Below are 24,766 nucleotides of genomic sequence, written 5' to 3' on the forward strand. Positions count from 1 at the left end.
GAACTCGGCCGTGAAAAGCCTCCGCGCCAATGGTACTGCGTCTTAAGACGTGGGAGAGTAGGTCGCCGCCAGGTCACCAGGGCTCAAGAGACGCGCAATCACGAAGCAACATCGCTGACATCTTCGCACACCCTACCAGAAACGCCCCGGTTCATATGAGCCGGGGCGTTTTTCGCGTTTGCGGGGCCGAGCATACGACGCCACGCATTTTTTGATCGCTTCACCGGGTATTAATTTGTTTTTGGTCGATTGGTCGCAGTGGTCCGCCGGATGGCGGAGGCGTGGGGACGGCGATGGGCGATCCGGACGATCTTTTCGATATCTACCGCAAGGACCACGCCGCCGCGGCCTTGACCGGTCCAACGCTTGCGGCCGCACTCAGCGATACGGTGCGGCGCAGCCTGGCGCTGATCGAGGAACTGTGTGCCGACGTGACGCGGGCGCTTGTCCAGGCGCGCTATACCACCCGGCTGGCATCGGCCGTCACCGATCGCTCCAGCTATGTGCGGCTCGACCGCCAGTCGGAAGGTTTCCGCGACTATCTGCGGAACTGGAGCCACCAGCGGGCCGACCGCGGCACCGGCGGCATGCATTGGGAGGCTCAGATCCTCGTCACCGACCATCGGCGGACGACGAAAGAGATCGGCATCGGCATCGCTTTCGAATGGCCGGGCCAGAGCGGGGAAGGCCAAAGCGGGGAGGGCAGCCTTGCCTTCGTCGAGTTCTGGCCGACGGGCGCCGGAGTGGCGCTGCCGTCGGACACCCGCGGCTTTCAGCGTGCGCTGGTCGCCTGCATCATCAAGTTGGAGCAGGCCGGCGAACTTGCGAGCGTGAAGAGCCGCGGTTGACGTTACAAGGTCGCGTTCAGGCCGGACGCCGAAAGCTCCACCGGCCGGCGCGCCTGTCCGTCGCGGGCATAGGTGCCGTCGCTGGCCGCCTTTTCCAGCGCGACCAGCAGGTTGCGGTTGATGGTCAGCACCGCCTTGCGCAGGGCGACAAGGCCGGAAGCGTTGGTGGACACCGCCCGTTCCAGCCGGTCGATGCGGTCCAGGGTCATTGCGCGCAGCTCATCGGGCAAGCGGATGCCCTCGTCGCGGGCCCGCAGGACGGCGCCTTCCAGCTGTTCGGCCATCGCCGCCTTGCGGTGGGCGAAGGCCTCCAGCCGGTCGAGCATTCCGGCGGCGATGCAGGCGGATTCCTCTTCCAGGACGGCGGAGAGAGCCTCCACAGCGTCGAGGAAGTCGCGGACCAGCAGCGCCGTGGCACCGTCATAGCCGGGATCGGAAGCGGCCGGTCCCTCGGCCGGCGCCGGTTCGGCGCTGCGGTCGGGGGCAAATTCGTGGATCAGATCCTTGAAGGTGACGCTCATGACGGCTGCTCCGCTTGGGATGCATAGAGGCGGGCGATCTCGTTATGCGTCATCCTGCCGATGCCGAGCGTGCCGGACTCGGCGATGGCCTTGCCGTATTCCTGCAACATCATGCTGCGCCACGGCTTTTCCGCCGGGCCGCCGCCGCCGAACAGCGGGCTTTCACGCATGCCCGCGAACATGCTCTCCATCAACTGGCTTACCAGCATCGCCTCGAACTCCTTGGCGACCTTGTCGGCGGCGGCGGGGTCGGGGAGGTTTGGTATCGAGGCTGCGGGGGTAGTCGGGGCTGTGGCGCGGAAGGTGGCTGCGGCGATGTCCATCGTCGATTCTCGCGGTCAGATGATTTCCAGATCGGCGTGCAGGGCGCCGGCGGCCTTGATCGCCTGGAGGATGGCCACCATGTCGCGCGGTCCCACGCCCAGAGCGTTCAGGCCGTTGACCAGCTGCTGCAGGCTGACATTGCCGCCGACGGTCACGAACTGGCGGCCGTTGCCCTCCTGCACCTGCACGTCGGTGCGCGGCACGACGACGGTGGAACCGTTGCTGAAGGGTTGCGGCTGCGACACCTGCGGCGTCTCCACCACGCGGACGGTCAGGTTGCCCTGGGTGATAGCGACGCGGCTGACCCGCACGTCGTCGCCGATGACGATGGTGCCGCTGCGCTCATCCACCACCACGCGGGCGATGGCGTCGGGGCGGACCGGCAGCTGTTCGATCTCGCCGATCAGGCGGGGGACGTTGCCCACGTAAGACCCGGTGATCCGGACATCGACGGTGGTCAGGTCGACCACGCGAGCGTTGCCGGCGCCGAGCCGGCCGTTCACCGCATCGGCGATGCGGATCGCCGTCGTGAAATCCGGGTTGCGCAGGGCCATCCGCACCGCGCCGATATCGTTGAGGGCGAATTTCAGCTCGCGCTCCACAGTGGCGCCATTGGCGATGCGGGCGGTGGTGGGTACGCCCTTGGTCACCGTCGCCGCCGAGCCGCCGGCGGTGAAGCCGCTGACCGACAGCGGTCCCTGGGCGACGGCATAGGCCTCGCCATCCGCACCCAGCAGTGGCGTCACCACCAGCGTGCCGCCCAGCAGGCTGGTGGCGTCGCCGAGCGCGGAGACCGTCACATCGACCGTGGTGCCCTGGCGCGGGAAGGGCGGCAGGCTGGCCGTCACCATCACCGCCGCGGCGTTGCGGGTGCGCAGGGTCTCGCCGCGGGTGTTGATGCCCAGCCGCTCCATCATTCCCTTCAGGCTCTGCTCGGTGAAGGGGGTGTTGATCAGCCGGTCGCCGGTGCCGTTCAACCCGACCACCAGCCCATAGCCGACCAGCTGGTTGCGGCGGACCCCGTCGAACGTGACCAGATCCTTCACCCGCGTCTGGGACGCCGCCGGGGCGGGCAGGGCCGACAGCATGCCGAGCGCCAGCAGCAGCCCGCCAGCCAAAGCGACTGCATGGCGGAAGGCGGGCCGGGGCCGGCGCGGAACGGGGAGCTGGATGCTGCCGGGGCTCATGGCGATGGGACCTAGAGGTAGTTGGTCAGGCGGAGCTTGGCGATGCGCGCGGTGGCGTTGGCGGTGGCGTCGATCTGCGCCTCCAGCTGGCTGATCCGCGTGCTCGCCTCGTAGGGGTCGACGCCTTCCAGATTGTCGATCTGCAGGCTGAGGATCGACTTCTGCGTCTTGTGCTGTTCGGCCAGGGTGGCGATCTGGGCGCGCTGGACGCCGAGCTGCGCCGTCGCCTCCCGCAGGTTGCCGAGGCCGCTGGACAACTTGTCGACCGCCGTCTTGATGTAGTCGGGATAGGCGTCGACATCCATTTTCGAGGTGTCGACCGCCGCCAGCATGTAGATGCCTTCCAGCAGCTCCCGCATCATCGGGTCGTTGGCCTGGACGCCATAGGCGATGGTGCTGGAATCGGCCGGACGGCCGGCGACGCGGGGGGAGGCGGCGCCGCCGGGCTGGACCGAGGTGGTGCCGGTGTAGAGCCCGCCCTCGAAGGTATCGGTCAGCGGCGCGGGAGCCGGCGTGGTCGGGTCGCGCACGGCGAACAGATCGTCCAGCCGGGCAATGACCGCCGCGGTTTCCGCCGCGGTCACCGGCATCTCGGCACCGCCGGTGGCGGACTGGATGGCATCGCGGACGATCTGCATCGGCGAGCGCAGGCCCGACTTGTCGCCGTCGACATTGCGCATCGGCGGCTGGTCGAGCGCGGTGCCGGCGAACAGATAGGCGTTGCCGGCCGACGCGTTCAGCAGCCCGACCACCTGATCCAGCACGCCGCGCGCCCGCACCTGCAGCGAGGTGCCGGTCGGCGACTGCTGCCCCAGGCCGGTGGAGGCGGCGGCCAGCAGGTCGGTGCCCGACGCGATGATGCTGGTCATCGCGCTGTCCATCATCTTCATCCGGCCGTCGAGCAGGTCGGTGGTCTTCACATACTCGTCGGTGCGGTCGAACAGGTTGCGCAGCGCGATGTCGCGGCCGGTGCTGGCGCCGATGGTCGCGGCGACGTCGGCATGGACGCCGGTCGCAACCTCCTCGTTGGCGCGGACCAGCTCCATCTGCTGCCGGGTCATGGTGCTTTGCAGCTTCCGGCTCATCCCCAGCGTGGACAGGGCATTGTACAGCATCGGATCTTACCCCTTGATCTGCAGCAGGATGTCGATCATGCGGCCGGCGACCTGCACCACCTGGGCACTGGCGCCGTAGCTCTGCTCGATCATCAGGAGCTTCTGCATCTCGTCGTCGATGTTGACGCCGTCGCGGTTGATGCGGGCGGTTTCCAACGTATCCGCGCTGATCTTGCGGGCGTTCATCTCCGATTCCGCCCCGGTGCGGTAGCCCTGCTGGGCCGACACCATGGCGGTGGCGTAGCTGCCGAGCGTCGTGGAGGCCGGCATGTCGGTGGCGGCGAAGCTGCGGGCGGTGGTGAAGACGGTCAGGAACCTGTCGATCTGCGTCTGGTCGCCGGGCTGGAGCGGGGCCGCCGCCTGGATGCCGCTGCGCACCCGCCAGCTTTCCGTCCGCACGGAGTCGTTTACCGTGATGCGCGACGCCAGCCCGGCGGTGGCGCCATAGGCGGCGCCGGCGTCGGTGAACAGGCCGGGCTGGGTTGGGTCGGTCTCGGCCCCCTGGAAGGCTTGGACGAGTCCGGCGGCCAGTTCGTCGAGCTGGGCCAGCGCGCGGGGCATGTCCTGCTTGATGGTCTGGACATAGCCCATGATGCGGCCGCTCTGGATCTCGCTGTCGGGGTTGGCGGACAGCGAGACGCCGTTGGCCATCACATCGTCCCCCAACAGCGTCAGCGGCTGATCGCCGGGCGCCAGCGGGTGGTCGAGCAGGGTCTGGCCGTTGCGGGTCATCACCACCACCTGGCCGTCCTCGCGGCTGTAGGTGCGGATGCCGATCTCCTGCGAGACCTGGTCGAGCAGGCGGTCGCGGTCGTCGCGCAGGTCGCCGGTGTCGCCGCCGCGCGCTTCCAGCCCGGCGATCCTGCCGTTCAGGTCGCTGATCCGCTGCAGGGCGGTGTTCACCGAGTCGACCGAGGTCTGCAGGCGATCGCGGGCGTCGGACTGCACCGTCTGCGCCGCTTCCGCCGCACGGTTCAGGCTGTCGGTGAGCGTGATCGCCTGCGACACCACCGCATTCTGGGCGGCATCGTCCTGCGGCATGCCGTGCAGGCGGGAGAAGGCCTGCTGCAGCTTCGACAGCTGGGTGGAGACCGACTTCTCGTCCTGCGGCTGCCCCAGCACCAGGGCGTAGTCGGCCAGTGCCGACGCCCGCGCTTCCTGCCCGGTGTAGCGGCTGGTCTCGAACCGCGCGTCGCGGATCAGCAGCTCGTCCACCTTGCGGGCGATGGCGTCGACCTGCACCCCGGCGCCGCGGCCGGCGGTGTTGGCCGACGACAGGGCGAGGTCGCGGCGCACATAGCCGGCCGTGGTGGCGTTGGCGAGGTTGTGGGAAGTCATCGCCGCCTGCTGCTGCGTCGTGCGCAGGCCGGACAGGGCGGCGGTGAGGGCGAGTTGGACGCTCATGGCCGGGGCTCCGTCGCGACTGGGCTCAACGCTTCAGGCGGGTGGTTTCTTCGACCATCTCGTCGGCCGTGCGCACCAGGGTGGCATTGGACGAGTAGGCCCGTTGGGTCTCGATCAGCGACACCAGCTCGGTCGCGATGTCGACGTTGGACTGCTCCAGCGCGCTGCCGATGACGGTGCCGGCGGCGCCCTTCTTGCCGGCGCCCAGCGTCAGCGTGCCGGTCTCGGCACCCAGCGTGTAGGTGTTGCCGTCCTGGGCGACCAGACCGTCCGGGTTGGTGACGGTGGCGATCGGGATCTGGTACAGCGCCTGACGGGCGCCGTTGTCGTACATCACCCACAGCTTGCCGCTGTCGTCGATGTTGACCGAGGTGACCTGACCGACCTTGGCGCCGTCGCCGGTGACGGTCGGCACATAGTCGCCGTTCAGCTGCGTGACGTTGCCGAGCGACATGGTGAAGCTGTCGGCGGTCGGCGTGGCCGGCGAGGTGACGGTGATACCGGGCATCGGGTCCAGCGGCAGGCCGGCGCCGTCCACCGGCTTTCCGGCATAGGGGCCGGTGGCGGCGAAATTGAGCGTCACCGGCGCGCCGCCGACCGTGTAGCCGGCCGGTCCGGTCGCGGTCAGCGTCCACTGGTTGGGGGTGGCGCCCTTGGTCCAGGTCAGCGACAGGTCCAGCGGGTTGCCGAGCCCGTCATAGAAGGTCGGGCTGGTGGTGAAGCTGTCGCCGGCCGCCGCCTGGGCCGGCAGGTTGCCGGAGAAGTCCATCAGCGTCGTCCGGCTGCCGCCATAGACGAGATTGCCGATGTTGACCGACTGCAGGTCGTCGAAGCGGGCGGTGCTGACATTGGGCAGCGTGCCGTCGGGATTCAGCTTCCACGCTTCCAGATACTGGCCGGCATTGTTGCGCAGGAAACCGCTTTCGTCGGGCAGGAAGCTGCCGGCGCGGGTCAGCGAATATTGGGGCGTGCCGGATGCGGTGCTGCCGACGACGAAGAAGCCGGCGCCGCTGATCGCCATGTCGGTCGTCGAGGTGCTGCCGAGGATGGTGCCGTCCTGCTGCACCTGATAATGCGTGGCGGACTGCACGCCGCTGGCCGTGTAGGTGCTGCGCGCGCCGGGTGCGGTGACCAGAGTGGAGAAATCCACGGTGGAGCGCTTGTAGCCGACCGTCTGGGAATTGCTGATGTTGTCCGAAATGGCAGCGAGGCGCGAGCTTTGCGCGGCCATGCCACTGACACCGGAACGCATTGCGCTGTACAGGCTCATCCTTGGGATCCTCTGGTCAACCGTCGAACGGGCCGTCGAACGGGCCGTCGCAGTGGCGACAAACGGAAGGGGAGTGGCGCGTCCCGGGATTCTCCACGAAGGACCGATGGGGTTAACGGTAGCGAAGGGGTTTTAAAGGGGCTTTAAAGGAAAAGGCGGGCGGTTTTGTTAAAATATTTGGGGGTTTTTATTTTGAAAGCATGACGCCGAGCGGGGCAAGATCCCCTCTCCCCCCCGGGGAGAGGGAGAATTCAAGGTGGGGGCAACACCACGCCTCCTCACCCCGGCCGCCGCAGCAACGTGATGCTGATCCGCCGGTTGCTGGGGTCGAGCGGGTCGCTGCTGCCGAAATGGTCGAGGTCGGCGCGGCCTTCGACGCGGACGATCCGGTTGCCGGGAATGCCGCTGGCCAGCAGTTCGCGGCGGGCGGCGTTGGCACGGTCGCTGGAGAGTTCCCAGTTGCCGTATTTGGCGTCGGGAGCATAGCCGAGAGCGTCGGTATGGCCGGTGATGCCGATCGGGTTGGGAACGGAGGCGAGTGCGGAAGCGACCATCCGCATCAGCCGGCGGCCCTGCTCGTTCATCTGGGCCGAGCCGACCTTGAACATTGAGAAGCGCGCCTGATCAGTCAGCTGGACGCGCAGGCCCTCCGGCACCTGCTGGATCACCAGACTGCCCTGCAGGGCGTTGAGGTCGGGCGACGCGGCGATGCGCTGGCGCAGGTCGCGTTCCAGCGTTTCCAGTGCCACCCGTTCGGTCAGTTCGGCGGACTGTCGGTCGAGCAGGGCCTCCAATTCAGCCCGCGTCGCGGTGGCGCCGTTGGCCGGCGGCTCGGCTGCTGCGGCCTGCGCCGGATCGGCGGCGGGGCGCAGCAGGTCGACCGGCGGCACCGGGCTGCCGGCCGGATGCGGCATCGGATCCTTGCGGCCTGCCGGCTGGCGGTCGCTGTCGCCGACGGAAGCGACGACGGGCGGGGAGGCCACCGGGCTCGCCTGATCGCCGGCGGCGTTCGGGGTGGTCAGCGATCCGGTGCTGTCGACCGAGCGGCCGGCCAGCATGCCATCGGCGCCGGAGTTGCTCTGCGACACCGCGACCGGGTTGAAGTAATCGGCGATGCCCTTGCGTTGCTCGGTGGTGGTGATGTTCATCAGCCACATCACCAGGAAGAAGGTCATCATCGCCGTCACGAAGTCGGCATAGGCCAGCTTCCAGGCGCTGTTGTGCTCTTCTTCATCATGGCCGCCGAGATGGCGCTTGACGATGATCGGGGGGAGGGCGGTCTTGCGCGGCATGGCCGGTTACGCCGGCTGGCGGCCGTCGCGGCCCTTGGCCTGCGACGACAGGGTGGTGGCGACCTCGACCTCCGCCAGACTTGGCTGGATGTCGGTGTAGAGCACCTTGCGGGCATATTCGGCGCAGACCTGCGGCGGGCTGCCGCGCAGGTAGGCGCAGAGCGCCGCCTTGATGCAGAAATACATGTTCAGTTCCGATTCACGGCGCTGGCGGGCGGCGCTGGCGATCGGGCCGACCATGCCGTAGGACAGCAGCACGCCCAGGAAGGTGCCGGTCAGAGCACCGCCGATCATCCGGCCCAGCACCTCCGGCGCTTCGCTGATCGCGCCCATGGCGTTGATGACGCCCAGCACCGCGGCGACGATGCCCAGCGCCGGCAGGGCGTCCGCGAGGTTCTGCAACGCCTTCGGCACTTGGTTCAGCTCGCGGCCCAGCGTGTCCAGCTCCTCCGTCATCAGCGATTCGAGATCGTGCGGGTTGTCCTGCCCCAGGGCGATCAGGCGCAGATAATCGCAGAGGAATGTCATGCAGCGCTCATAACGCAGGACATTGGGATACTGGGTGAACAGCGGGCTTTCGGTGGGCTTGTCGATGTCGGCCTCGATCTGCGACATGCCCTTGGACTTGGCGACGCGCAGCAGGCCGTAGACCAGCGCGATCATGTCGAGATAGTCGTTCTTGGGGGTGCTCCGGCCGCGGGCGATGGCGCCGACGGCGCGCAGCGTGTCGCGCAGGACCGCCGGGCTGTTGGCGATGGCGAAGCCGCCGATCCCGGCGCCGACGATGATGACGATCTCGACCGGCTGCCACAGCACGGCCATCCGCCCGCCCATCGCATAGAATCCGCCCAGCACGCTGGCGAACACCGCGATCAACCCGAACATCAAGCGCATGGTTCTCTTCTCCGGAAGTGCACAGGCCGTCGCGACGGATGTTGCCCCCTCCCTAACCCTCCCCCGCCTTTGGCGGTGGAGGGGACTGCCGCTGCTTCGCATAAGGCACCCTCTCCCGCATAGCGGGGGAGGGTTGGGGAGGGGGCAACGCGCCGACGACGCTACAGGCCGCCGTTTAAAGCGGCTTTACGGATCCCGGCATGGGCATCAGGGCTTGCCGCGCCAGTCGCGCGACAGCCGGTCGAGCGCGGCGGCGGCGGCGAGGTCGCGCTCGACCGACTCGGCGCGCAAAGGGCCGTCGGGGGGCGGCGGGGCCAGCGCGTCGAGCAGTCCGGCCCAGCGGGTGCCGGCCAGCCGGCCGCGCTGCTGGTCGTCGAGACCGCGCAAGGCATCGCCGTCGCCGGCCAGATAGGCCGACAAACCCTGCAGGGCGACATCCTCCGCCGTCGGCTCGGCGCCGGTCGCGGCCAGTTCGGCGAAGGCCTTGCGGGCGGCTGACCACTCGCCGGCGGCGAACAGCCCCTGGGCGCGCAGCCGCACCGCCTCCGCCCCGCTCAGTCCGCGCAACGCGTCGAGCGCCCGCACGGTATCGCCGTCGCCGAGCAGCGCGTCGGCACGCAGCAGTGCGCGGCGTTCGGCCAGGGCGGGCTCCAGCGTCGGGCTGCCGGTGCTGGCCAGCACGTCCAGCGCCTCTGCCTCCCGTCCGCTGTCGATCAGGGCGCGGGCGAGGGTGGCGCCCAGCTCCGCCCGCTGGAGGCCACTGGCGGTCTCGGTCAGCGCGTGCAGGATGCGGGTGGCTTCCAGCGTGTAGCCGTCGCGCAGCAGCAGTGCGGCGAGGCGCTGGCGCAGCCCGCCATTCGGCCGGTCGGCCAGTGCGACCAGCCGGCCGTGCCGGGCCTGCAGCGCCAGCGCGTAGAGCCCGCCCGGCGGCGAGCGGTCGAGGCGGTCGAGCACGGCGGCCAGCAGATCGCGCCCGGCCGCCAGGGCATCGCGCCCGCGTGCCGTGGCGCCGAAGCGGCGGCCCAGCAGTCCGAAGATGTCGAGCGCCGCATCGGTCTTGCCGCTGCGGGCATAGGCGCTGCCGAGGGCGGCCAGCGCGTCGGTCTCGATCTCGTCGCCGCGCCAAGCGAAGCGCAGGGCCTCCAGCGCGGCGATGGCTCCGTCCTCGTCCAGCCGGCCCAGGCTGCGGCGCAGCTCGATGGCGCGCACCTCGGCCATGCTGGCGAAGGGACCGCGGCGCAGACCGGCGGCGGCGTCGTAGCGGTCGAGCGCGGCGTCGGGAGTCGCCTTCAGTTCCGCCAGCCGGCCGCGGAAATAATCGAGCCGCCCGTCGGCCATGCCCTTGGAATCGACGGTGATCATTCCCAGCACGATCAGGTTCAGGGCGGCGCTGTCCCCGGCCTCGTCCGACGCGGCGGCGAGCGTGGTCAGCAGGCGGCTCCGCAGGTCGGCCGGATAGTCGAGCAGACGGCGCAGGGCGATCGGCAGCCCCTCCTTCGCCGCGGCCCAGCGGTCTGGGGCCAGAGCGACGCTGCGCCAGACATTGTGGTCGGCCATGACGCCGGCCGGCAGCTGGACGAACAGATTGTCGTCCGGCGCGCCCTCGCGGTCGAGCGCGCGGAAGGCGTCGCCGAGGATGCGCAGGGTATAGCGTTGGTCGGGCGCCGGCGACAGGCTGGCCGCCGCCTCCAGCGCCGCGCGCCCTTCCTCATCCATGGCGCGGGCGAGCAGGAAGCGGACCAGCGCGATCTGCGCATCGACCTGTGCCCGGCCCTGCGCCGCGCCGACCGCGCGCTGCAACGCCTCGCGCGTGCGGTTGAAGTCGTCGCCGGCCCAGGCGGCGAGGTCCATCGCACCGATGGGCGGCGGGGCGGGGGGCCTGGGCGGTTCGGCCGCCTGCGGGGCGGGTTTCGAACTGCGGTCCGGCATGCGCTCCAACTGGCGCAGCGTGTCTTCGATGCTGGAGCGGACCTCGCCTTCCAGGCTGGCGGATTCTCGTAGTTCCGAACCCGGAAGTCTCCCCCTCTCCCCCCCGGGGTGAGGGTCGGGGTGAGGGGGATGCATCGCATGGCTATCCCGAGAATCCTCGCCGGGCTCCCCCCTCACCCTAACCCTCTCCCCGGGGGGGAGAGGGGATTCCGCCGGGTTCGAGAGATCGATTGGCGCCGCGTTAGCAGTGCCGATGGGGTTCAGCGCTTCAACGACCTCCGCAACACCGATGGTGCCAACCTGCGGCCCCGCGGCAACCACCGCCTCCGGCGTCACCTTCACCGCCCCGCCCTCCGGCGCACCCGGCTTGACACCCGGCACCGGCGGGCCGCCGACATCGACGATCAGCATCCGGCGCTCGATCAGGCTGGCGACCCGTGCGCCGCAGGGGATCGCCGCGGTCAGGCTGCGCCCGCCGTCGGCGGTCACGAAGTCCGACAGGCGGCGGGAGAAGCTGTCGCGCAGGCTGGCGAGCGGCCAGCGCACCGGATCGGGCGTGCCGATGCGCAGTACGCAGCCGTCGACGACCGCCACCGGCTCCAGCCCTTTGGGCATGGTCAGCACCAGCCGCGAATAGTCGCCATGGTCGCCCAGTTGCGCGCGGACCGACGCGGCCTGTGCCGGACCGGACACCGCCAGCAGGGCAAGGACCAGCGTCGAACCAAGGACCGATGCGTTATCCGGGCGCCGTTTCATCACAGTCGTCTCGCATTTTATCGAAATGATCGCCAAACCTTACCCAAGACCGGAAAGGTGCCGGCCCGGACGGTCCAGGTTGAAACCCGGCTTTAAACTGCATCGTCCAGATTAAGGCGGAGTTCAAAACCGGAGTGTTCGGCGATGGAGAACCAGCTTTACATCGGACTGTCGCGCCAGATGGCGCTGCGGCGGCAGCTGGACGTCGTGGCGAACAATGTCGCCAACATGAATACCGCCGGCTTCCGCGGCGAGCGCACTCTGTTCGAGGCGGCGATGGAGGCCGGCGGGCGCAAGCCGACCGACCGCATCGCCTTCACCATCGACCGGTCCACCTACACCGACCTGCGCGCCGGCGCCTTCACCGAGACCGGCAACCCCTATGACGTGGCGCTGGACGGCGACGGCTTCCTCTCCGTGCAGTCGCCGGACGGCGTGCGCTACACCCGCGACGGCCGGCTGCGCCGCGATGCCGACGGCACGCTGGTCGGCACCAACGGCTATCCCGTGCTGGACGACGGCCGCCGCCCCATCGTCATCCCGTCGGACAGCAGCGTCATCAGCATCGGGTCGGACGGGCTGCTGTCGGCAGACGGCAACGTGATCGCCCGCATCGCCGTGTCGCGCTTCGACAATCCGCAGATGCTGAAGCAGACAGGCGACCTGCTGTTCGAGCCGGCAGACGGCATGGAGGCGCGTCCCGCCCCCGATACCCGTCTGGTGGAGGGCAAGGTCGAACGGTCCAACGTGCAGGGCATCGTCGAGATCGGCCGCATGATGGACCTGACCCGCGATTATCAGGCGGTGACCAAGATGGTGGACGACGGGCAGGACCTGTTGCGCTCCGCCATCAACCGCCTCGGCAAATCCTCTTAATCTCCGAAGGAGAGTCCGTCCATGCGCGTGCTCAGCATCGCGTCCACCGGCATGATGGCCCAGCAGATGAACGTCGAGGTCATCTCCAACAACATCGCCAACATCAACACCACGGCGTTCAAGCGCTCGCGCGCCGAATTCCAGGACCTGATGTATCAGGCGGAGCGCCGGCAGGGCAGCCAGTCGACCGATTCGGGCACCATCGTGCCGACCGGCGTCGAGGTGGGGCTGGGCGTGCGGCCGACCTCGGTCAACCGCATCAACACCACCGGCAACCTGACCTCCACCGGCAACGAGCTGGATCTGGCGATCGAGGGGCGCGGCTACTTCAACGTGACCCAACCCGGCGGCGAGACCGTCTACACCCGCGCCGGCAGCTTCAAGCTGTCGCCGGAGGGCACCATCGTCACCGCCGACGGCTTCACCGTCGCCCCCGGCATCACCGTGCCGCAGGGCACGCGCGAGGTGGTGATCAACCGCTCCGGCGAGGTGCTGGCCTATGTCGACGGCCAGAACCAGCCGGTCAACCAGGGCCAGTTGGCAATGACGGTGTTCGTCAACGACTCCGGCCTGGAAGCGTTGGGAGACAACCTGTTCCGCGCCACCCCGGCGTCGGGCGAGCCGCAGGACGGGCTGGCCGGTCAGGCCGGCTTCGGCACCATCCGCCAGAAGTACCTGGAATCCTCCAACGTCAACGTCGTGCAGGAGATCACCGAACTGATCTCGGCCCAGCGCGCCTACGAGATGAACGCCAAGGTGATCGAGGCCGGCGACCAGATGGCCTCCACCATGACCAACATGCGGTGACGACCGTGCTGCGATCCTTCCGCCGGCCCCTTGCCGTTCTGCTGTTTGGGACCGTCCTGGCGCTGCCGTTGCATGCCGCCGCGGGACCGGTCGAGACCCGGCTGGCGGAGGAGCTTCTGGCCTCGCTCGGCCCGTCGGTGCCGGCCGACGCGCAGGTGGCGGTCACCCTCGGCCGGCCGTTCGACGGCAGGCTGGACGCCGTGCGCGACATCAACCTCGATCCCCGCACCGGGACCTTCCAGGCCCGTATCCTCAGCGACGGCCGGATCGTGGAGTTGAACGGCAGGGCCGAGGTCGAGGTGGCGATGCCGGTTCCGGTCCGCCGCATCCGGCCCGGCGAGATCATCGAGGCGGCCGACCTGACCACCGTCCGCCTGTCGCTGGACCGCGCCGGCTCGGGATTCATCTCGTCGGTCGATGCGCTGATCGGACTGTCGCCGCGCCGCCAGATGCCGGCCGGACGGCTGATCCAGGTCGGATCGGTGGGGGCGCCCATCGTCGTCCAGCGCAACCGGCCGGTGACGCTGGTCTACGAGGACGGAGCCCTGGTTCTGGCGGCGCGCGGCCGCGCCCTGCAGGAGGGCGGCGTCGGCGACATCGTCCGCGTCATGAACATCGCCAGCAGCACCATCGTCACCGGGACCGTCACCGGCGCGGAAACCGTTTCGGTGAACGGCCCGCGCATTCCTCAGCGACCTTGAACATGGGCCGCGCGGCCCTGATCGACCCACAAAAGGGAGCTTCCGTCATGCGCACCGCGCTCGTCCCCATCCTGCTGCTCTCGGTTGCGACCGGCGGCTGCGCGCGGCTGTCCGACATCGGCAGCGCTCCCACCCTGTCGGAGATCTCCAATCCGGCGATGCAGCCGGAGGCGCGCGTGATCTCGCTGCCGATGCCGCAGCCGACGACGGCCGAGCAGATCCCCAGCTCCCTGTGGCGCACCGGATCGCGCGACTTCTTCCGCGACCCGCGCGCCAAGGCGGTGGGCGACCTGCTGACCGTCGTCATCGACATCTCCGATCAGGCGCAGCTGCGCAACAGCACCCAGCGCGGACGCACCAACAACGAGAAGGCCGGTCTGCCCAACTTCTTCGGGCTGGAAAGCCGCCTTCCCGCCATCCTGCCCGACGCGGTCGACCCGTCGAGCCTCGTCGATCTCGACAGCTCCAGCACGTCGAGCGGCAACGGCACCATCCAGCGCAACGAGCGGATCGCCATGCGCGTCGCCGCCGTGGTGACGCAGGTGCTGCCCAACGGCAATTTCGTGATCGCCGGCCGGCAGGAGGTGCGGGTGAACTACGAACTGCGCGAGATGCGCATCGCCGGCGTCATCCGTCCCGAAGACATCAGCAACGCCAACACCATCGAATACGACAAGATCGCCGAGGCGCGCATCACCTATGGCGGCCGGGGCCAGATCACCGACGTGCAGCAGCCGCGCTACGGCCAGCAGGTGCTGGACGTGATCCTGCCCTTCTGACATCCGGCTTCACTGGGGAATCCGCACCATGAAAGCCGTCCTGCTGTTCGCCGTGGCCGCCGCGCTCGCCTTTGCCGGCGGCTACGGCTTCGGCCGTCTCAAAGCCCCACAGGACACCGCGGCCACCGGCTGGCCCGATGCCGGGGCGTCCGTTGCCGGCGGCCCGTACTATGTCGAGGCCGGGCAGCTGGTCGTGCCGATGCTGGAGCGCGGCCGCACCATCGCCTTCATCCTGACCCAGGTGACGCTGGAGGCGTCCAGTGCCGACGATGCGCTGCTGGTGCGCCGCCGCCTGCCGCATGCGCGCAGCGCCATGCTCGAGGCCCTGTTCGACCTCGCCGGCCATGGCCGCTTCAACGGCCCGGCGGTCGATCCGCAAGGCGTTGCGACCGCTCTGCTTGCCGGTGCCAACGGCACCCTGACCAGCCGCGAGAGCACCCAGCCGGTCCGTGCGGTGCTGATCGACCGCCTGCTGCGCCAGGACAATACAAGACTGTGAGGACCGGAGAGACACCCTCTCCCGCCCCGGGAGAGGGAAGGGGCCCATGCGCAGCATGGGAAGGGTGAGGGGGAGTGCAAGGAACCATGCGCTTCCGGTTCCTTGGATCACCCCTCACCCTCCCCACGCTTTCGGCGCGGGTCCCCTCCCTCTCCCGGGGCGGGAGAGGGCGTTTTCGCTCACGACGCCGACAGCACCGCTCCCGAATCCACCGTGGCGCCGTTCTTCAGCACGAACTTCGTGGCGCCGTCGACGCTGCGCACCTCGGCCACCGTGTCGGTGACGACGGTGGCGGTGTTCAACGCCTTGCCGTCCTTGTCCTTTGCCGTCACCCGCAACGTGTAGAGGCCATCCGGGGCGGTGCCGCCGCCGGCGGTCTTGCCGGTCCAGCTGAAGACCTGACGGCCGGTCTGCAAGGCGCCGGGGGCGCTGTGGACGACGTTGCCGGCGCTGTTCAGCACCTCCAGCTTCACGGAAGCCGGCTGGCCGTCCACCGTGTAGGCGGCCTCCGCCTTGCCGCCGGTCAGCGACAGCTGGTTCGACTCGACCTCCACCTTGCGGCCGAGCAGGGCCATGTCCATCCGCATGCCGCTGCTCTTCAGCGTGTCCAGAACCTTGCCGAGCGTGTCGTTGGAGCGCATCGACTGCTCCACCGTCGACAGCTGCGCCAGCTGGGTCATGAACTGCGAGGCGTCCATCGGCGCCAGCGGGTCCTGGTTGCGCAGCTGCGCGGTCAGCAGCTTGAGGAAGGATTCGTAATCGACCGTGGCCTTCTTCGCCTCCTCGGCGGAGGCAGCGGCGGACTTCGCGATCGCGGTGGTGACGCTGGCGCTGGGGGTGGTGCTCATGACGGGAGGGGCTTTCCTGTTCAGACGGTGACGTCGACCAGCCCGTCGATCGGGCGCATCGGTCTTTCCGCCACGGGTTCGGGATTGGCTTCGGATTGGGCCTGGGCGCGCCAGCCGGCGGCGGCACCCCCCTGGTCGGGAGCGGCGAAGCCGCGCGACTGGCCGTCGTCCTGCAGCGAGAACTGGAGGCTGGCATTGTCGAGCGACAGGCCGGCGTCGCCGAGCGCGCGTTCCAGCTGTTGCAGGTCTCTCCGCAGCAATGCCAGCGTGTCGGCCTGTTCAGCCTGGACGGCCAGCGAGACCTTGCCGTCGCTGATGTCGGCAACGACGCGGATGCGGCCGAGTTCCGCCGGGGCGAGGTCGATGTGGAACTCGCCGCCACCGGTTTCGAGCACGCGGACGAGCGGAGCGGCCAGCTGCGCCATTGCCGGACTGTGCGCCGTGGTGGCCCGGCCCGATGCCGCGGCGGCGGCATATTGCGTGGCGGCCTGGGCGGGAAGGGTGGGCAGCGCTTCGAAGCCGGTCGCGGCGGTGCCGCTGCCGCTGCCGCTGCTGGGCGATGCGCCGAAGGCTGGAGCCGGCTCGGAAGCGACGGGGGCAGCGGTGGCATCGGCGGCGGGCTGGGCTGTCCGGGGAGCCGCCGGAATGGCGGCGGACTGGCCTGCCTTCTCGGTCACATTCGGATGGCCGGTTCCGCGGGTGGCGCGGACCGCGGTCCGGGGATCGCTGCTCTCGTCGCGGCGGCCGGCGCGCCCGTCCGGATCTGCGTCGGCGGCTGCTGTTGGAACGGCCAGGGCTGCGGTCGGGGCGGGCGTTTCCGCGGGGGCTTGCGTGGTTTGCGGAAGTGCGGGCTCGCTTGCGCCCTGGTCCGTGCCGCCCTGATCGGCAGCGTCGACGGAGGTCCCGCCCTGTCCCGTGCCCGCAGCCGCGGGGCTGTCGGCCGCGGACGGTTCGGCAGTCAAGGGAATTCCTGCCGTCTGGTCGCCGTTCCGCGCGGCGGAAAGAGCCTGTTGCCCTGCCAGCGGGCCAGCCGCTCCCTGATTGGGCGCCGGAGCAGTGGGCACGGTCTGCGGCGAGGCGGCCGGCGGCGCGGCCGGGGCGGCGGCGACCATCCAGGGCATCAGCGGGGCGTCGGTGCTGCCACCGGCCTGGATTGCCGGCTGGACGACCGCCTGGGTGATCGCCTGGGTGATCGCGGCCTGGGCGGCGGTGGGGCTGTCGAGCCTCGTCTCCCGGCGCTTGCGTAGACGGTCGGGGCGCGTCGCGGCCTCGTCCTCCGCTGCATCGTCCACCAAGCTGGAAAAGTCGCTGTCGCGCGCGTCGTCGCCGGCGTAGCCGCCGCGCTGGGACGGGGTCGGCCGGGGCGGGGCCGCGACGGCATCGGGCATGCTGGTCATGGCGCTCAATTGGTCAGGGTGGGGCGCTGAACGGTCGTCACGGGCACCGAGGCTCCGACGACGGTGGGAGCGGCCTTGCGGTCGCCGGGCAGGGCGCGGCGCTGCAGGATCAGCCGCGTCACTTCGCGGGCCTTGGCGTCGGCCATCTCGGCAAGGATCGGGGCGGCGCGCCGTTCGGTGATGCGGTCCAGCACGTCGACCACCATGTCGGTTTCCATGTCCGTCAGGATGCGCGCGGCGTCGCGGGGCTTCATCGCCTCGTAGATCGCGACCATGCGCTTCAGGTCTTCCTGCTGCAGGGTGGAGCGCTGGGTCATCAGCGCCTCGACCTCGCGCTTCACGCCGTTCAGCCGCTGGATCTGCGTGCCGACGCGCGCTTCCGTGGCGGCGAGCACCGCTTCGGCCTCGCGCAGGCGGTTCTGGCGGCCGGAACTGTCGGCCTTCTGCTCGTCGATGGCCGCGCGCAGAAGCGGGTCGGTGCAGCTGGGCGGAGCCAGCGCCACCGGCGGCGGGGCCTCCGCGACCGGCGTGGAGACCGGCAGGGAAGCGGGGACCGGTGCCGCAGCCGTTTCGGCGGCCTTGGGATCGGTTGCTTTCAGGTCGGTCGCCCACGGGCGTTCATGGGCGCCGAATTCGCGGTCGAACTGCTGGGCGATTACCGGAAACCCGTCGACCAGGGCGCCGAGCTTCAGCGGCAGGACCATCAGGACAGCGACCAGCGTGATGGGGAGGATGCGCGGAATCATGCCGACGCCTCCGACCCGACGGTGCGCAGCCGCGCGTAGAAGGCATTGGCCGCGGCCTTGGCCGTGCCGGTGGGGGCCGTGCCGGTAGGGGCGGTGGCGGGGGCGTCGTCAGTCTGGCCGGCGACGGCGCGCAGAGCCGTTTCGAGCGCCCGGAACTCGCCTTTGTCGATCTCCGCCGCCCTCAAGGCCGACATCAGCGGCGCTGCTGGTGACCCAGCGTCTTCCGCTTTCGCGGCGGCTTCGACGGTGTCGGGCATTTCGGTCCGGGCAAGTTTGCGGCCGGCGCGCGCGGCGCTCCCCATGGCGCCCTCATCAAGGCGGCGCAGCAGGGCGCGGGCGTGCTGGACCGATTCCTCCATGCGGGCGGTGGTGCGCTCGCAGGAGCCCAGGATCAGCGACATGTCCTCCTTCATGCCCTTGGCCCGATCAAGGTCGTCGGACAGCCGGGCGGCGATCTCCGTCGCCGAGGCCACCATGCGCTTCATCGAAGCGTCGGTGTCGTCGATCGACTTGGAGAAGGTCGACACCAGGGCGTTGATCTCGGACTGGCCGGTGCGCAGCAGTTTCAGCCGCTTGTTGACGATGACCAGATAGGCGGTCGCCGTGACCAGCATCACCGCCAGGGCCGCGTCAATGAGAAAGGAGACCATCGATCAGCTCCTGCTTGGTATCGAGATCGGTGTCGATCTTCACCGCGATGTTGTCGTTGCGCTGCCCCATGTGTCCGGCGAACAGCGGGATGGTCTTGCTGAAGACCAGGACGGTGGAATCGGGGCTGATGCGCAGTTTCAGCGACTGGCCCTTCTGCCAGGCCAGAACCTCGCCCAGCGGAACCTTGGTCTCCGCCAGAACGGCGACCAGCTCCAGCTTGGAGCGCATCAGCTCGTTCTTCAGGTGGCTTTCCCACACCGTGTCATGGCCGAACTTTTCGCCCATGAACATCTGCACCAGCTTGCCCCGGACCGGCTCCAGCGTGGCGTAGGGGATGACGATGTCGATGTGGCCGGTCCGCCGCTCCACCTCCACGGCGATGCGCACGCGGATGATGGCGTTGGTGGCGCGGGTGATGGTGGCGAATTGCGGATTCACCTCCAGCCGGTCGAAGACGAAATCGACCTGGGCCAGCGGGTCGAAGGACTGCCCTAGATCCTGCAGCACCACCTTCATCATCCGCTCGGTCATCTTGCGTTCGATGGAGGTGTAGGCGCGCCCGTCGATCCGCCCCGGCCGCGACCGCCGACCGCCCAGCAGCACGTCCATCATGCAATAGATCAGCGCGCTGTCGATCGACACCAGCATCTGGTTGTCCCACGGCTCGGCGCGGGCGACGCCGATCAGGGCCGGCAGTTCGATGGTGTCCTGGAAATCTGTGTAGCGCAGCCATTCGATCTTCGACAGCGACGCCTCCACGTTGGTGGACGCGAACTGGCGCAGCGAGGTGTTCAGCATCCGCACCATGCGGTCGAACACCACGTCCAGCATCGGCAGCCGGTCCTTGTTGACCGTGGTCGAGCTGACCAGCCGCTGGATGGCGCTCATCTCCGGCCCGCCGCCTTCCGGGGCGCCGAAATTCAGCAGCCGGTCGATCTCCTCCTGGCTCAGCGTCTTGGTCTCGCCGGACAGGTTGGCCAGTGCCTCGCTCATCGCTTCCGCTTCCGCCGCCGGTGCGGCGGGCGGGGCGGGCGGATCGGTCTGCTGTGCGGCGGCCAGTTCCCACGCGGCGTCGGACCAGTCCGCGGCCTCATCGGGAACGGGCTGGGGAGCGGCCATGGATGGGGCGGTCGGGGCGGGGGTGTCGGTCATCCGGTGCCTCTGGAGGTCGCTATTGCGTGAGCAGGCTGCGCAGCAGGACGTCGGTGACGACCTCCTGCCGGCCGGCGGGATCGGACAGGATCAGGTTGAAGCGGCGCTTGATCTCGCTGCGCAGCCGGTGCAGCCCGGCCGACCCGTCTAGGTCATCCTGGTCCAGGTTGCGCAGGAACTCCTGCAGGCTGTCGGTGAGCTGCGGCATCGCGCGTTCCAGCGCTTCGCGGTCGTGGTGGGCCGCGGTCAGCGACAGGCCGATCTTCAGGAAGCGGGAGGGCGTGTCGCGCCGCAGGTTGACGACCAGTTCCGGCATGTCGACCACGCCGTCGGCCGGCAGTGCCTCCGTCGCCGCGGGCCACAGCCGGTCCAGCGCCTGCGGGCCGGCGGCCATCCAGTATCCGGCGATCCCGGCGGCCGCCACGCCCCCAACCGCCACCAGGGCGGCGGCGAGGCGGGCGAGCGGAAGGGCGATCACCAGGATGCGTCCAGATCCGCGCAGGCGGTTCAGGACTTCGTCCCGGACTGCTGCCGTCCCCGCCATGCCAAATCGTGTAATCATCGATCCATCCCGCCGGCGATTGCCGAAAATTTTAGTAAAGCTGGCATTCGGTAAGATTTGAGGCGCTTTGTCTTGGGAGGCTGCGCCGTTTTTTACTCCGCTTAAAAGTCGCCCCGTTAGCGTGAGGGGGTGCGCAGGGCGAAGACTAGGCCCGCCGATTTTCAGAAACTTTAAAGGTGCGGGGAACCGTGGACAGTCTGATCGACACGTTGCGGTCGTTGGGGCGCGGTCGGCTGCTCGTGCTGGCGGGGACCGGGCTCGGCATCGTCCTGGCCGTCGCCGGCATGGCGCTTCTGCTGTCGCAGCCGCACATGACGCCGCTCTACAGCGGCCTGGAACCGGTGGAGGCCGGCCGCATCGCCAAGGCGGTGCAGGAGATGGGCGTGCCGGTGAATGCCGGATTCGACGGCACGACGATCAGCGTGCCGCAGTCCGAGGTCTCCCGCGTCCGCATGGCGCTGGCGGAAAAGGGCCTGCCCGCGCAGGGCGGCGTCGGCTACGAACTGTTCGACACCGACAAGCCGCTCGGCATCACCAGCTTCATGCAGCGCATCAACCGTCTGCGCGCCATGGAAGGGGAACTCGGCCGCACCATCGAGACGCTGGCCGGCGTCGAGGCCGCGCGTGTCCACATCGTCCTGCCGGAGCGCGAGGAGTTCTCGCGCAGCGCGCCCAAGCCGACCGCGTCGGTGGTGGTGCGCATGCGCGGGCGGGCGGCGATGGACCGCAAACAGGCCTTGTCGATCCGCCACCTCGTCTCCGCCGCCGTGCCGAACCTGAAGCCCAGCGCCGTGACGGTGATGGATTCCTCCGGCGAGCTTCTGCTGACCGAGGATGACGGGCCGGGACTGGCGTCGGCGCGCACCGACGGCATGCGCGTGGCGGCCGAAACCCGCGTCGCCCGCGCGGTGGAGCAGATGCTGGTCGCCCGGCTCGGCGCCGGCAACGTGCGCGTCCAGGTCGCCGCAGAGGTGGAGACCAAGCGCGAGGTGGTGCGCAGCCAGACCTTCGATCCCAACAGCCAGGTCGTCCGCTCCACCCAGACCGTGCAGGAGCAGGACCGCAGCCAGGACAGCAACGGCGAACCGCCGGTCACCGCCGAGCAGAACCTGCCGCAGCGCGACGTGCGCGCCCAGCCGCAGGGGCCGCAATCCTCGAACGATAGCAAGCGGCAGGAGGAGACCGTCAACTACGAGATCTCCAACGTCAGCCGCGAGACGGTGATCGAGCCGGGCGACGTCCGCCGCCTCAGCGTCGCCGTGCTGGTCAACGGCACTTGGAAGTCCGCCGCCGACGGCACCCGCCAGTACGAACCGCGCAGCGCGGAAGAACTGCAGCGCCTGACCGAGCTGGTCCGCTCCGCCATGGGCTTCAGCGAGGCGCGCGGCGACCGGGTGACGGTGGACAATCTCGAATTCGTCGATCTGGCGCCCGACCTGACGCCGCGCCCGCTGGGCGACGAGATCGCCGAGACGCTGAGCCGCAACGTCATGACGCTGATCCAGTGGGTGATCCTGCTGGTGCTGTCCGCCCTGGTCATCCTGGTCGGCCTGCGTCCGCTGATCCGCCGCGTCTTCCCGGCGCCGGAACCGGTGGTAGCGGAGGCGCCCGCTCCGGCGCTGGCCGCGCCCGCAGCCGGCGCGATGCCGCAGCTGACCGGCCCGGCCATGGCCACGGCCACGGCGGCCGGCGGCGGTGCGGCGCTGGGTGATGGCGGGGAAGGCGATGCCGCCCTTGCCGCCGGGTCGATGGCGCCGCAGCTGGGCATCGAGGAGACCATGGACCAGCTGATCGAGCTGCGCACGGTGGAGGGCCGCGTCCGCGCCTCCTCCATCCGGCGGCTGGGCGAGCTGGTCGACCAGTATCCCGACGAAGCCATCGATATCCTGCGCTCCTGGCTCTATGAGGAGGTGGCGTGATGGCCGCCTACCCGCGCTACCGCTTCGACCATGGCTTCGGCGCCCCCGCCCCGGCGGCGGAGCCGGAAATGGGGGAGACGGCCGATCCGCTCGACCTTCCCCGCCTGTCGGAGCGCGAGCATCTGGCCGCCCTGGCTGCTGCCCGCGAGAGCGCGCTGGCCGAGGGGCTCGCCCAAGGCCGGGCCGAGGGCGAGCGCGCCGCCTGCGGGCGATTCGAGGCGGAGCTTGCCGCCACCCTGGACCAGCTGGCGCAGCGGATGGCGGCGCTCGATGCCGACCATGCCGCCTTGATGGAACGGCTGGAGGCCCAGGGCGCCTTCGTGCTGGTGGCGCTGGTTCGCCGAATGGTGCCGCAGCTGCTCGATCAGGTGGCGCGCGAGGAGGTGGAGCGGCTAGCCGCCGACGCCCTGCGCGCCGCCGGCCAGTCCCCGGTCCTCACCCTGTGCCTGCACCCGTCGCTCTGCCCTCCGCTGGAAGAACGGCTGGTCGGGCAGGGCGTATTCCGCGGCCGCATCGACATCCAGGGCGACCCGTCGCTCGCCGTCGGCGCTTTGGAAGCGAACTGGGGCGCCGGCTCGGTCCGCCGCGATCCCGTCGCCTTCGAGGCCGCCGTCGCCGCACTCGCCGACCGTGCCGTCGCCGCCCTGATGCCGGCGCTGTCCCCCGACCTGACCTGAACGATCCGAAGCGAGAACCCTCATGCCCCCTTTGAACCTCGACATCCTCGACGATGAATCCAAGCAGGCTGAAAAGGCCGCCGAGAAGTTCGGCGAGAAGAGTTTCGATGGCCCGATGAACGCCATCTACAACGTGCCGGTCGACGTGCAGGTCGTGCTTGGCCGCACCAGCATGCTGGTGGCGCAGCTTCTGAAGCTCGGCCGCGGCGCGGTGCTGGAGCTTGAACGCAAGGTGGACGAGCCGGTGGAAGTGCTGGTGAACCACCGCCTCGTCGCGCGCGGCGAGGTGGTGATCGTCGAGGACCAGCGGCTGGGCGTCACGCTAACGGAGATCGTGCGGACGGAGTTGGAGATCGACTGAGGGGGGAGTCAGCACCGGTGCCCCCTCCCTAACCCTCCCCCGCTGCGCGGGAGAGGGGACTGTTGTCGCTTTGGCAGTCAAATCAAGTTGACAAGCGTCCTGCCCCCTCTCCCGCGCAGCGGGGGAGGGATGGGGAGGGGGCAACCGCGGCAACCACTTCACCCATCATCCCCCCGAAAGCCCCCATGCGCACCTTCGCCCTCCTCCTCGCCCTGACCCTCGCCGCCGATCCAGCCACGGCGGCGCCGCTCGACCTCGATCTCGGTGCGCTGGGGTCGATGGCGGACGGGGCGAGCCTGTCGGGGCGGATCGTCCAGGGCATCGTGCTGCTGACGGTGCTCAGCGTGGCGCCGGGGCTGCTGATCATGGTGACCTGCTTCACCCGGATCATCGTCGTGCTGTCGCTGCTGCGCTCCGCCCTCGGCCTGCAGCAGTCGCCGCCGAACATGGTGCTGGTCAGCCTCGCCATGTTCCTGACCTTCCACATCATGGGGCCGACGATCGACAGCGCCTGGCAGGAGGGGCTGCGCCCGCTGCTGAACGAGCAGGTGACGCAGGAGCAGGGGCTTGAGCGGATGATCGAGCCGTTCCGCGGCTTCATGGCCTCCCATGTCCGCGAACGCGACCTTGCCGCCTTCGCCGCCTTCACCGCCAAGCCGAAGCCGGCCGGCGAGGACGGGGCCGCAAAGGACGAGCGGCCGGTGACGGCGGAGAGCGTCGATCTCAGGCTGCTGATGCCGGCCTTCCTGCTGTCGGAGCTGCGCCGCGCCTTCGAGATCGGCTTCCTGCTGTTCCTGCCCTTCCTGGTGATCGACATGGTGGTGGCGGCGATCCTGATGGCGATGGGCATGATGATGCTGCCGCCGGTGATGATCGCGCTGCCCTTCAAGATCATCTTCTTCGTGCTGACCGACGGCTGGTTCCTGATCGCCGGCAGCCTGATCCGCTCCTACGGGGTGTGAGGATGGGCGAGGCTTCAGACATCCCCGCCGGACCGCCGGCCAGTCTCGCCGACAGCCTTCTGGCGCTGGCCCGCCGCCGCGGTGCTGCCGTGCCGGAGGACGGATCGATCGCCGGGCTGCTCGGAGCCATCGATCCCAACCCGCTGATCCCGCATCCGCTGCTGCTGGTGGCGGGCGCGGTGATGGCGGTCGCCTTCCGCCACGACCGCGCGCTTGCCCTGCCGCCGGCCGACGGACCCGAGGCATCGTCATCTTCCGCACCGTCCGCCGATATTTCCTTCTGAGGTGC

Annotated in this window: 26 protein-coding genes; 11 read left to right on the forward strand and 15 right to left on the reverse strand. The window is 69.5% G+C overall.

The genetic code is table 11. From position 1 onward, the window contains the following. The first annotated feature begins 281 nt into the window (after nt 1–281). The gene (locus FZ983_RS30830; RefSeq protein ID WP_247884055.1) at nt 282–848 is read left to right on the forward strand and encodes a hypothetical protein; all 567 of its coding nucleotides are present in this window, start codon (nt 282–284) and stop codon (nt 846–848) included. A gap of 2 nt (nt 849–850) precedes the next feature. Here FZ983_RS30830 and FZ983_RS30835 read toward each other — a convergent pair whose 3' ends face one another. From FZ983_RS30835 to FZ983_RS30875, 9 genes are all read right to left on the reverse strand, one after another. Next, nucleotides 851–1,369 carry a flagellar protein FlgN gene (locus FZ983_RS30835; RefSeq protein WP_149228379.1) on the reverse strand — a complete coding sequence of 173 codons (519 nt, stop codon included), beginning with the start codon at nt 1,367–1,369 and terminating at the stop codon, nt 851–853. Next, nucleotides 1,366–1,692 carry a rod-binding protein gene (locus FZ983_RS30840; protein ID WP_149228380.1) on the reverse strand — a complete coding sequence of 109 codons (327 nt, stop codon included), beginning with the start codon at nt 1,690–1,692 and terminating at the stop codon, nt 1,366–1,368. The genes FZ983_RS30835 and FZ983_RS30840 overlap by 4 nt, the downstream gene beginning before the upstream one ends. A gap of 15 nt (nt 1,693–1,707) precedes the next feature. After that, the gene (locus FZ983_RS30845) at nt 1,708–2,880 is read right to left on the reverse strand and encodes a flagellar basal body P-ring protein FlgI (protein WP_149228381.1); all 1,173 of its coding nucleotides are present in this window, start codon (nt 2,878–2,880) and stop codon (nt 1,708–1,710) included. An 11-nt stretch (nt 2,881–2,891) separates the two neighbouring features. Further along, nucleotides 2,892–3,995 carry a flagellin gene (locus FZ983_RS30850; protein ID WP_149228382.1) on the reverse strand — a complete coding sequence of 368 codons (1,104 nt, stop codon included), beginning with the start codon at nt 3,993–3,995 and terminating at the stop codon, nt 2,892–2,894. A gap of 6 nt (nt 3,996–4,001) precedes the next feature. Then, nucleotides 4,002–5,399 (reverse strand): flagellar hook-associated protein FlgK, encoded by a 1,398-nt coding sequence (gene flgK / locus FZ983_RS30855; protein ID WP_149228383.1) that lies wholly within the window; start codon nt 5,397–5,399, stop codon nt 4,002–4,004. 25 nt (nt 5,400–5,424) lie between these two features. Then, complete coding sequence (locus FZ983_RS30860) at nt 5,425–6,669, reverse strand: flagellar hook protein FlgE (protein ID WP_149228384.1); 1,245 nt, start codon at nt 6,667–6,669, stop codon at nt 5,425–5,427. A gap of 278 nt (nt 6,670–6,947) precedes the next feature. Continuing rightward, a complete protein-coding gene (locus FZ983_RS30865; protein ID WP_149228385.1) occupies nt 6,948–7,961 on the reverse strand; it encodes a flagellar motor protein MotB in 1,014 nt (337 codons plus the stop codon). A 6-nt stretch (nt 7,962–7,967) separates the two neighbouring features. After that, nucleotides 7,968–8,855: a flagellar motor stator protein MotA gene (motA, locus tag FZ983_RS30870; protein WP_149228386.1), complete on the reverse strand. Its 888-nt coding sequence runs from the start codon at nt 8,853–8,855 to the stop codon at nt 7,968–7,970. A gap of 207 nt (nt 8,856–9,062) precedes the next feature. Further along, the gene (locus FZ983_RS30875) at nt 9,063–11,540 is read right to left on the reverse strand and encodes a hypothetical protein (protein ID WP_149228387.1); all 2,478 of its coding nucleotides are present in this window, start codon (nt 11,538–11,540) and stop codon (nt 9,063–9,065) included. Nucleotides 11,541–11,684: 144 nt separating this feature from the next. Here FZ983_RS30875 and flgF point away from each other — a divergent pair, with 144 nt between their 5' ends. The 5 genes from flgF to FZ983_RS30900 are packed head-to-tail and all read left to right on the forward strand — an operon-like array spanning nt 11,685 to nt 15,202. Beyond that, a complete protein-coding gene (gene flgF / locus FZ983_RS30880) occupies nt 11,685–12,416 on the forward strand; it encodes a flagellar basal-body rod protein FlgF (RefSeq protein ID WP_149228388.1) in 732 nt (243 codons plus the stop codon). 21 nt (nt 12,417–12,437) lie between these two features. Next, nucleotides 12,438–13,223, forward strand: coding sequence for a flagellar basal-body rod protein FlgG (gene flgG, locus FZ983_RS30885; RefSeq protein ID WP_149228389.1), 786 nt, complete (start codon nt 12,438–12,440; stop codon nt 13,221–13,223). Further along, nucleotides 13,220–13,924 carry a flagellar basal body P-ring formation chaperone FlgA gene (gene flgA, locus FZ983_RS30890; RefSeq protein WP_149228390.1) on the forward strand — a complete coding sequence of 235 codons (705 nt, stop codon included), beginning with the start codon at nt 13,220–13,222 and terminating at the stop codon, nt 13,922–13,924. The genes flgG and flgA overlap by 4 nt, the downstream gene beginning before the upstream one ends. A 47-nt stretch (nt 13,925–13,971) precedes the next feature. Next, nucleotides 13,972–14,703 carry a flagellar basal body L-ring protein FlgH gene (flgH, locus tag FZ983_RS30895; protein WP_149228391.1) on the forward strand — a complete coding sequence of 244 codons (732 nt, stop codon included), beginning with the start codon at nt 13,972–13,974 and terminating at the stop codon, nt 14,701–14,703. 28 nt (nt 14,704–14,731) lie between these two features. Further along, nucleotides 14,732–15,202, forward strand: a complete 471-nt coding sequence (locus FZ983_RS30900; protein WP_149228392.1) for a hypothetical protein — start codon at nt 14,732–14,734, stop codon at nt 15,200–15,202. A 179-nt stretch (nt 15,203–15,381) separates the two neighbouring features. Here FZ983_RS30900 and FZ983_RS30910 read toward each other — a convergent pair whose 3' ends face one another. The 6 genes from FZ983_RS30910 to FZ983_RS30935 are packed head-to-tail and all read right to left on the reverse strand — an operon-like array spanning nt 15,382 to nt 20,558. After that, complete coding sequence (locus FZ983_RS30910) at nt 15,382–16,050, reverse strand: flagellar hook assembly protein FlgD (RefSeq protein ID WP_149228393.1); 669 nt, start codon at nt 16,048–16,050, stop codon at nt 15,382–15,384. A 20-nt stretch (nt 16,051–16,070) separates the two neighbouring features. Further along, nucleotides 16,071–17,447, reverse strand: coding sequence for a flagellar hook-length control protein FliK (locus FZ983_RS30915; protein ID WP_149228394.1), 1,377 nt, complete (start codon nt 17,445–17,447; stop codon nt 16,071–16,073). Nucleotides 17,448–17,452: 5 nt separating this feature from the next. Beyond that, nucleotides 17,453–18,193 carry a flagellar motor switch protein gene (locus tag FZ983_RS30920; RefSeq protein ID WP_149228395.1) on the reverse strand — a complete coding sequence of 247 codons (741 nt, stop codon included), beginning with the start codon at nt 18,191–18,193 and terminating at the stop codon, nt 17,453–17,455. Then, entirely contained in the window at nt 18,190–18,843 is a 654-nt protein-coding gene (locus FZ983_RS30925) for a DUF6468 domain-containing protein (protein WP_149228396.1), read from the reverse strand. Before FZ983_RS30925 ends, FZ983_RS30920 begins: the two co-directional genes overlap by 4 nt. Continuing rightward, nucleotides 18,824–19,996, reverse strand: a complete 1,173-nt coding sequence (fliM, locus tag FZ983_RS30930) for a flagellar motor switch protein FliM (protein ID WP_149228397.1) — start codon at nt 19,994–19,996, stop codon at nt 18,824–18,826. The genes FZ983_RS30925 and fliM overlap by 20 nt, the downstream gene beginning before the upstream one ends. Before the next feature lie 19 nt (nt 19,997–20,015). Next, nucleotides 20,016–20,558 (reverse strand): flagellar basal body-associated FliL family protein, encoded by a 543-nt coding sequence (locus FZ983_RS30935; RefSeq protein WP_247884056.1) that lies wholly within the window; start codon nt 20,556–20,558, stop codon nt 20,016–20,018. A 188-nt stretch (nt 20,559–20,746) separates the two neighbouring features. Here FZ983_RS30935 and fliF point away from each other — a divergent pair, with 188 nt between their 5' ends. The 5 genes from fliF (at nt 20,747) to FZ983_RS30960 (ending at nt 24,761) form a co-directional block, all read left to right on the forward strand. Next, entirely contained in the window at nt 20,747–22,477 is a 1,731-nt protein-coding gene (gene fliF / locus FZ983_RS30940) for a flagellar basal-body MS-ring/collar protein FliF (RefSeq protein WP_247884057.1), read from the forward strand. Then, on the forward strand, nt 22,477–23,154 hold the full coding sequence (locus FZ983_RS30945) for a flagellar assembly protein FliH (RefSeq protein WP_149228399.1): 678 nt from the start codon (nt 22,477–22,479) through the stop codon (nt 23,152–23,154). Before fliF ends, FZ983_RS30945 begins: the two co-directional genes overlap by 1 nt. A 22-nt stretch (nt 23,155–23,176) precedes the next feature. Beyond that, nucleotides 23,177–23,515: a flagellar motor switch protein FliN gene (gene fliN / locus FZ983_RS30950; RefSeq protein ID WP_149228400.1), complete on the forward strand. Its 339-nt coding sequence runs from the start codon at nt 23,177–23,179 to the stop codon at nt 23,513–23,515. A gap of 185 nt (nt 23,516–23,700) precedes the next feature. Continuing rightward, a complete protein-coding gene (gene fliP / locus FZ983_RS30955) occupies nt 23,701–24,477 on the forward strand; it encodes a flagellar type III secretion system pore protein FliP (protein ID WP_149228401.1) in 777 nt (258 codons plus the stop codon). 2 nt (nt 24,478–24,479) lie between these two features. Beyond that, the gene (locus tag FZ983_RS30960) at nt 24,480–24,761 is read left to right on the forward strand and encodes a hypothetical protein (protein WP_149228402.1); all 282 of its coding nucleotides are present in this window, start codon (nt 24,480–24,482) and stop codon (nt 24,759–24,761) included. Nucleotides 24,762–24,766 lie beyond the last annotated feature (5 nt).

Source organism: Azospirillum sp. B21 (assembly GCF_008364825.1).
GTDB lineage: Bacteria > Pseudomonadota > Alphaproteobacteria > Azospirillales > Azospirillaceae > Azospirillum.

Bases quoted from the DNA above. Each gene is read 5' to 3' on its own strand.
- FZ983_RS30845 (WP_149228381.1), bottom strand. From the start codon at position 2,880: ATGAGCCCCGGCAGCATCCAGCTCCCCGTTCCGCGCCGGCCCCGGCCC.
- FZ983_RS30935 (WP_247884056.1), bottom strand. From the start codon at position 20,558: ATGATTACACGATTTGGCATGGCGGGGACGGCAGCAGTCCGGGACGAA.
- FZ983_RS30875 (WP_149228387.1), bottom strand. From the start codon at position 11,540: ATGAAACGGCGCCCGGATAACGCATCGGTCCTTGGTTCGACGCTGGTC.
- flgF (WP_149228388.1), top strand. From the start codon at position 11,685: ATGGAGAACCAGCTTTACATCGGACTGTCGCGCCAGATGGCGCTGCGG.
- fliM (WP_149228397.1), bottom strand. From the start codon at position 19,996: ATGACCGACACCCCCGCCCCGACCGCCCCATCCATGGCCGCTCCCCAG.
- FZ983_RS30920 (WP_149228395.1), bottom strand. From the start codon at position 18,193: ATGATTCCGCGCATCCTCCCCATCACGCTGGTCGCTGTCCTGATGGTC.
- FZ983_RS30915 (WP_149228394.1), bottom strand. From the start codon at position 17,447: ATGACCAGCATGCCCGATGCCGTCGCGGCCCCGCCCCGGCCGACCCCG.
- motA (WP_149228386.1), bottom strand. From the start codon at position 8,855: ATGCGCTTGATGTTCGGGTTGATCGCGGTGTTCGCCAGCGTGCTGGGC.
- FZ983_RS30960 (WP_149228402.1), top strand. From the start codon at position 24,480: ATGGGCGAGGCTTCAGACATCCCCGCCGGACCGCCGGCCAGTCTCGCC.
- FZ983_RS30900 (WP_149228392.1), top strand. From the start codon at position 14,732: ATGAAAGCCGTCCTGCTGTTCGCCGTGGCCGCCGCGCTCGCCTTTGCC.
- fliN (WP_149228400.1), top strand. From the start codon at position 23,177: ATGCCCCCTTTGAACCTCGACATCCTCGACGATGAATCCAAGCAGGCT.
- FZ983_RS30925 (WP_149228396.1), bottom strand. From the start codon at position 18,843: ATGGTCTCCTTTCTCATTGACGCGGCCCTGGCGGTGATGCTGGTCACG.
- FZ983_RS30835 (WP_149228379.1), bottom strand. From the start codon at position 1,369: ATGAGCGTCACCTTCAAGGATCTGATCCACGAATTTGCCCCCGACCGC.
- fliP (WP_149228401.1), top strand. From the start codon at position 23,701: ATGCGCACCTTCGCCCTCCTCCTCGCCCTGACCCTCGCCGCCGATCCA.
- flgH (WP_149228391.1), top strand. From the start codon at position 13,972: ATGCGCACCGCGCTCGTCCCCATCCTGCTGCTCTCGGTTGCGACCGGC.
- FZ983_RS30865 (WP_149228385.1), bottom strand. From the start codon at position 7,961: ATGCCGCGCAAGACCGCCCTCCCCCCGATCATCGTCAAGCGCCATCTC.
- FZ983_RS30945 (WP_149228399.1), top strand. From the start codon at position 22,477: ATGGCCGCCTACCCGCGCTACCGCTTCGACCATGGCTTCGGCGCCCCC.
- FZ983_RS30850 (WP_149228382.1), bottom strand. From the start codon at position 3,995: ATGCTGTACAATGCCCTGTCCACGCTGGGGATGAGCCGGAAGCTGCAA.
- FZ983_RS30910 (WP_149228393.1), bottom strand. From the start codon at position 16,050: ATGAGCACCACCCCCAGCGCCAGCGTCACCACCGCGATCGCGAAGTCC.
- flgG (WP_149228389.1), top strand. From the start codon at position 12,438: ATGCGCGTGCTCAGCATCGCGTCCACCGGCATGATGGCCCAGCAGATG.
- FZ983_RS30860 (WP_149228384.1), bottom strand. From the start codon at position 6,669: ATGAGCCTGTACAGCGCAATGCGTTCCGGTGTCAGTGGCATGGCCGCG.
- FZ983_RS30840 (WP_149228380.1), bottom strand. From the start codon at position 1,692: ATGGACATCGCCGCAGCCACCTTCCGCGCCACAGCCCCGACTACCCCC.
- flgK (WP_149228383.1), bottom strand. From the start codon at position 5,399: ATGAGCGTCCAACTCGCCCTCACCGCCGCCCTGTCCGGCCTGCGCACG.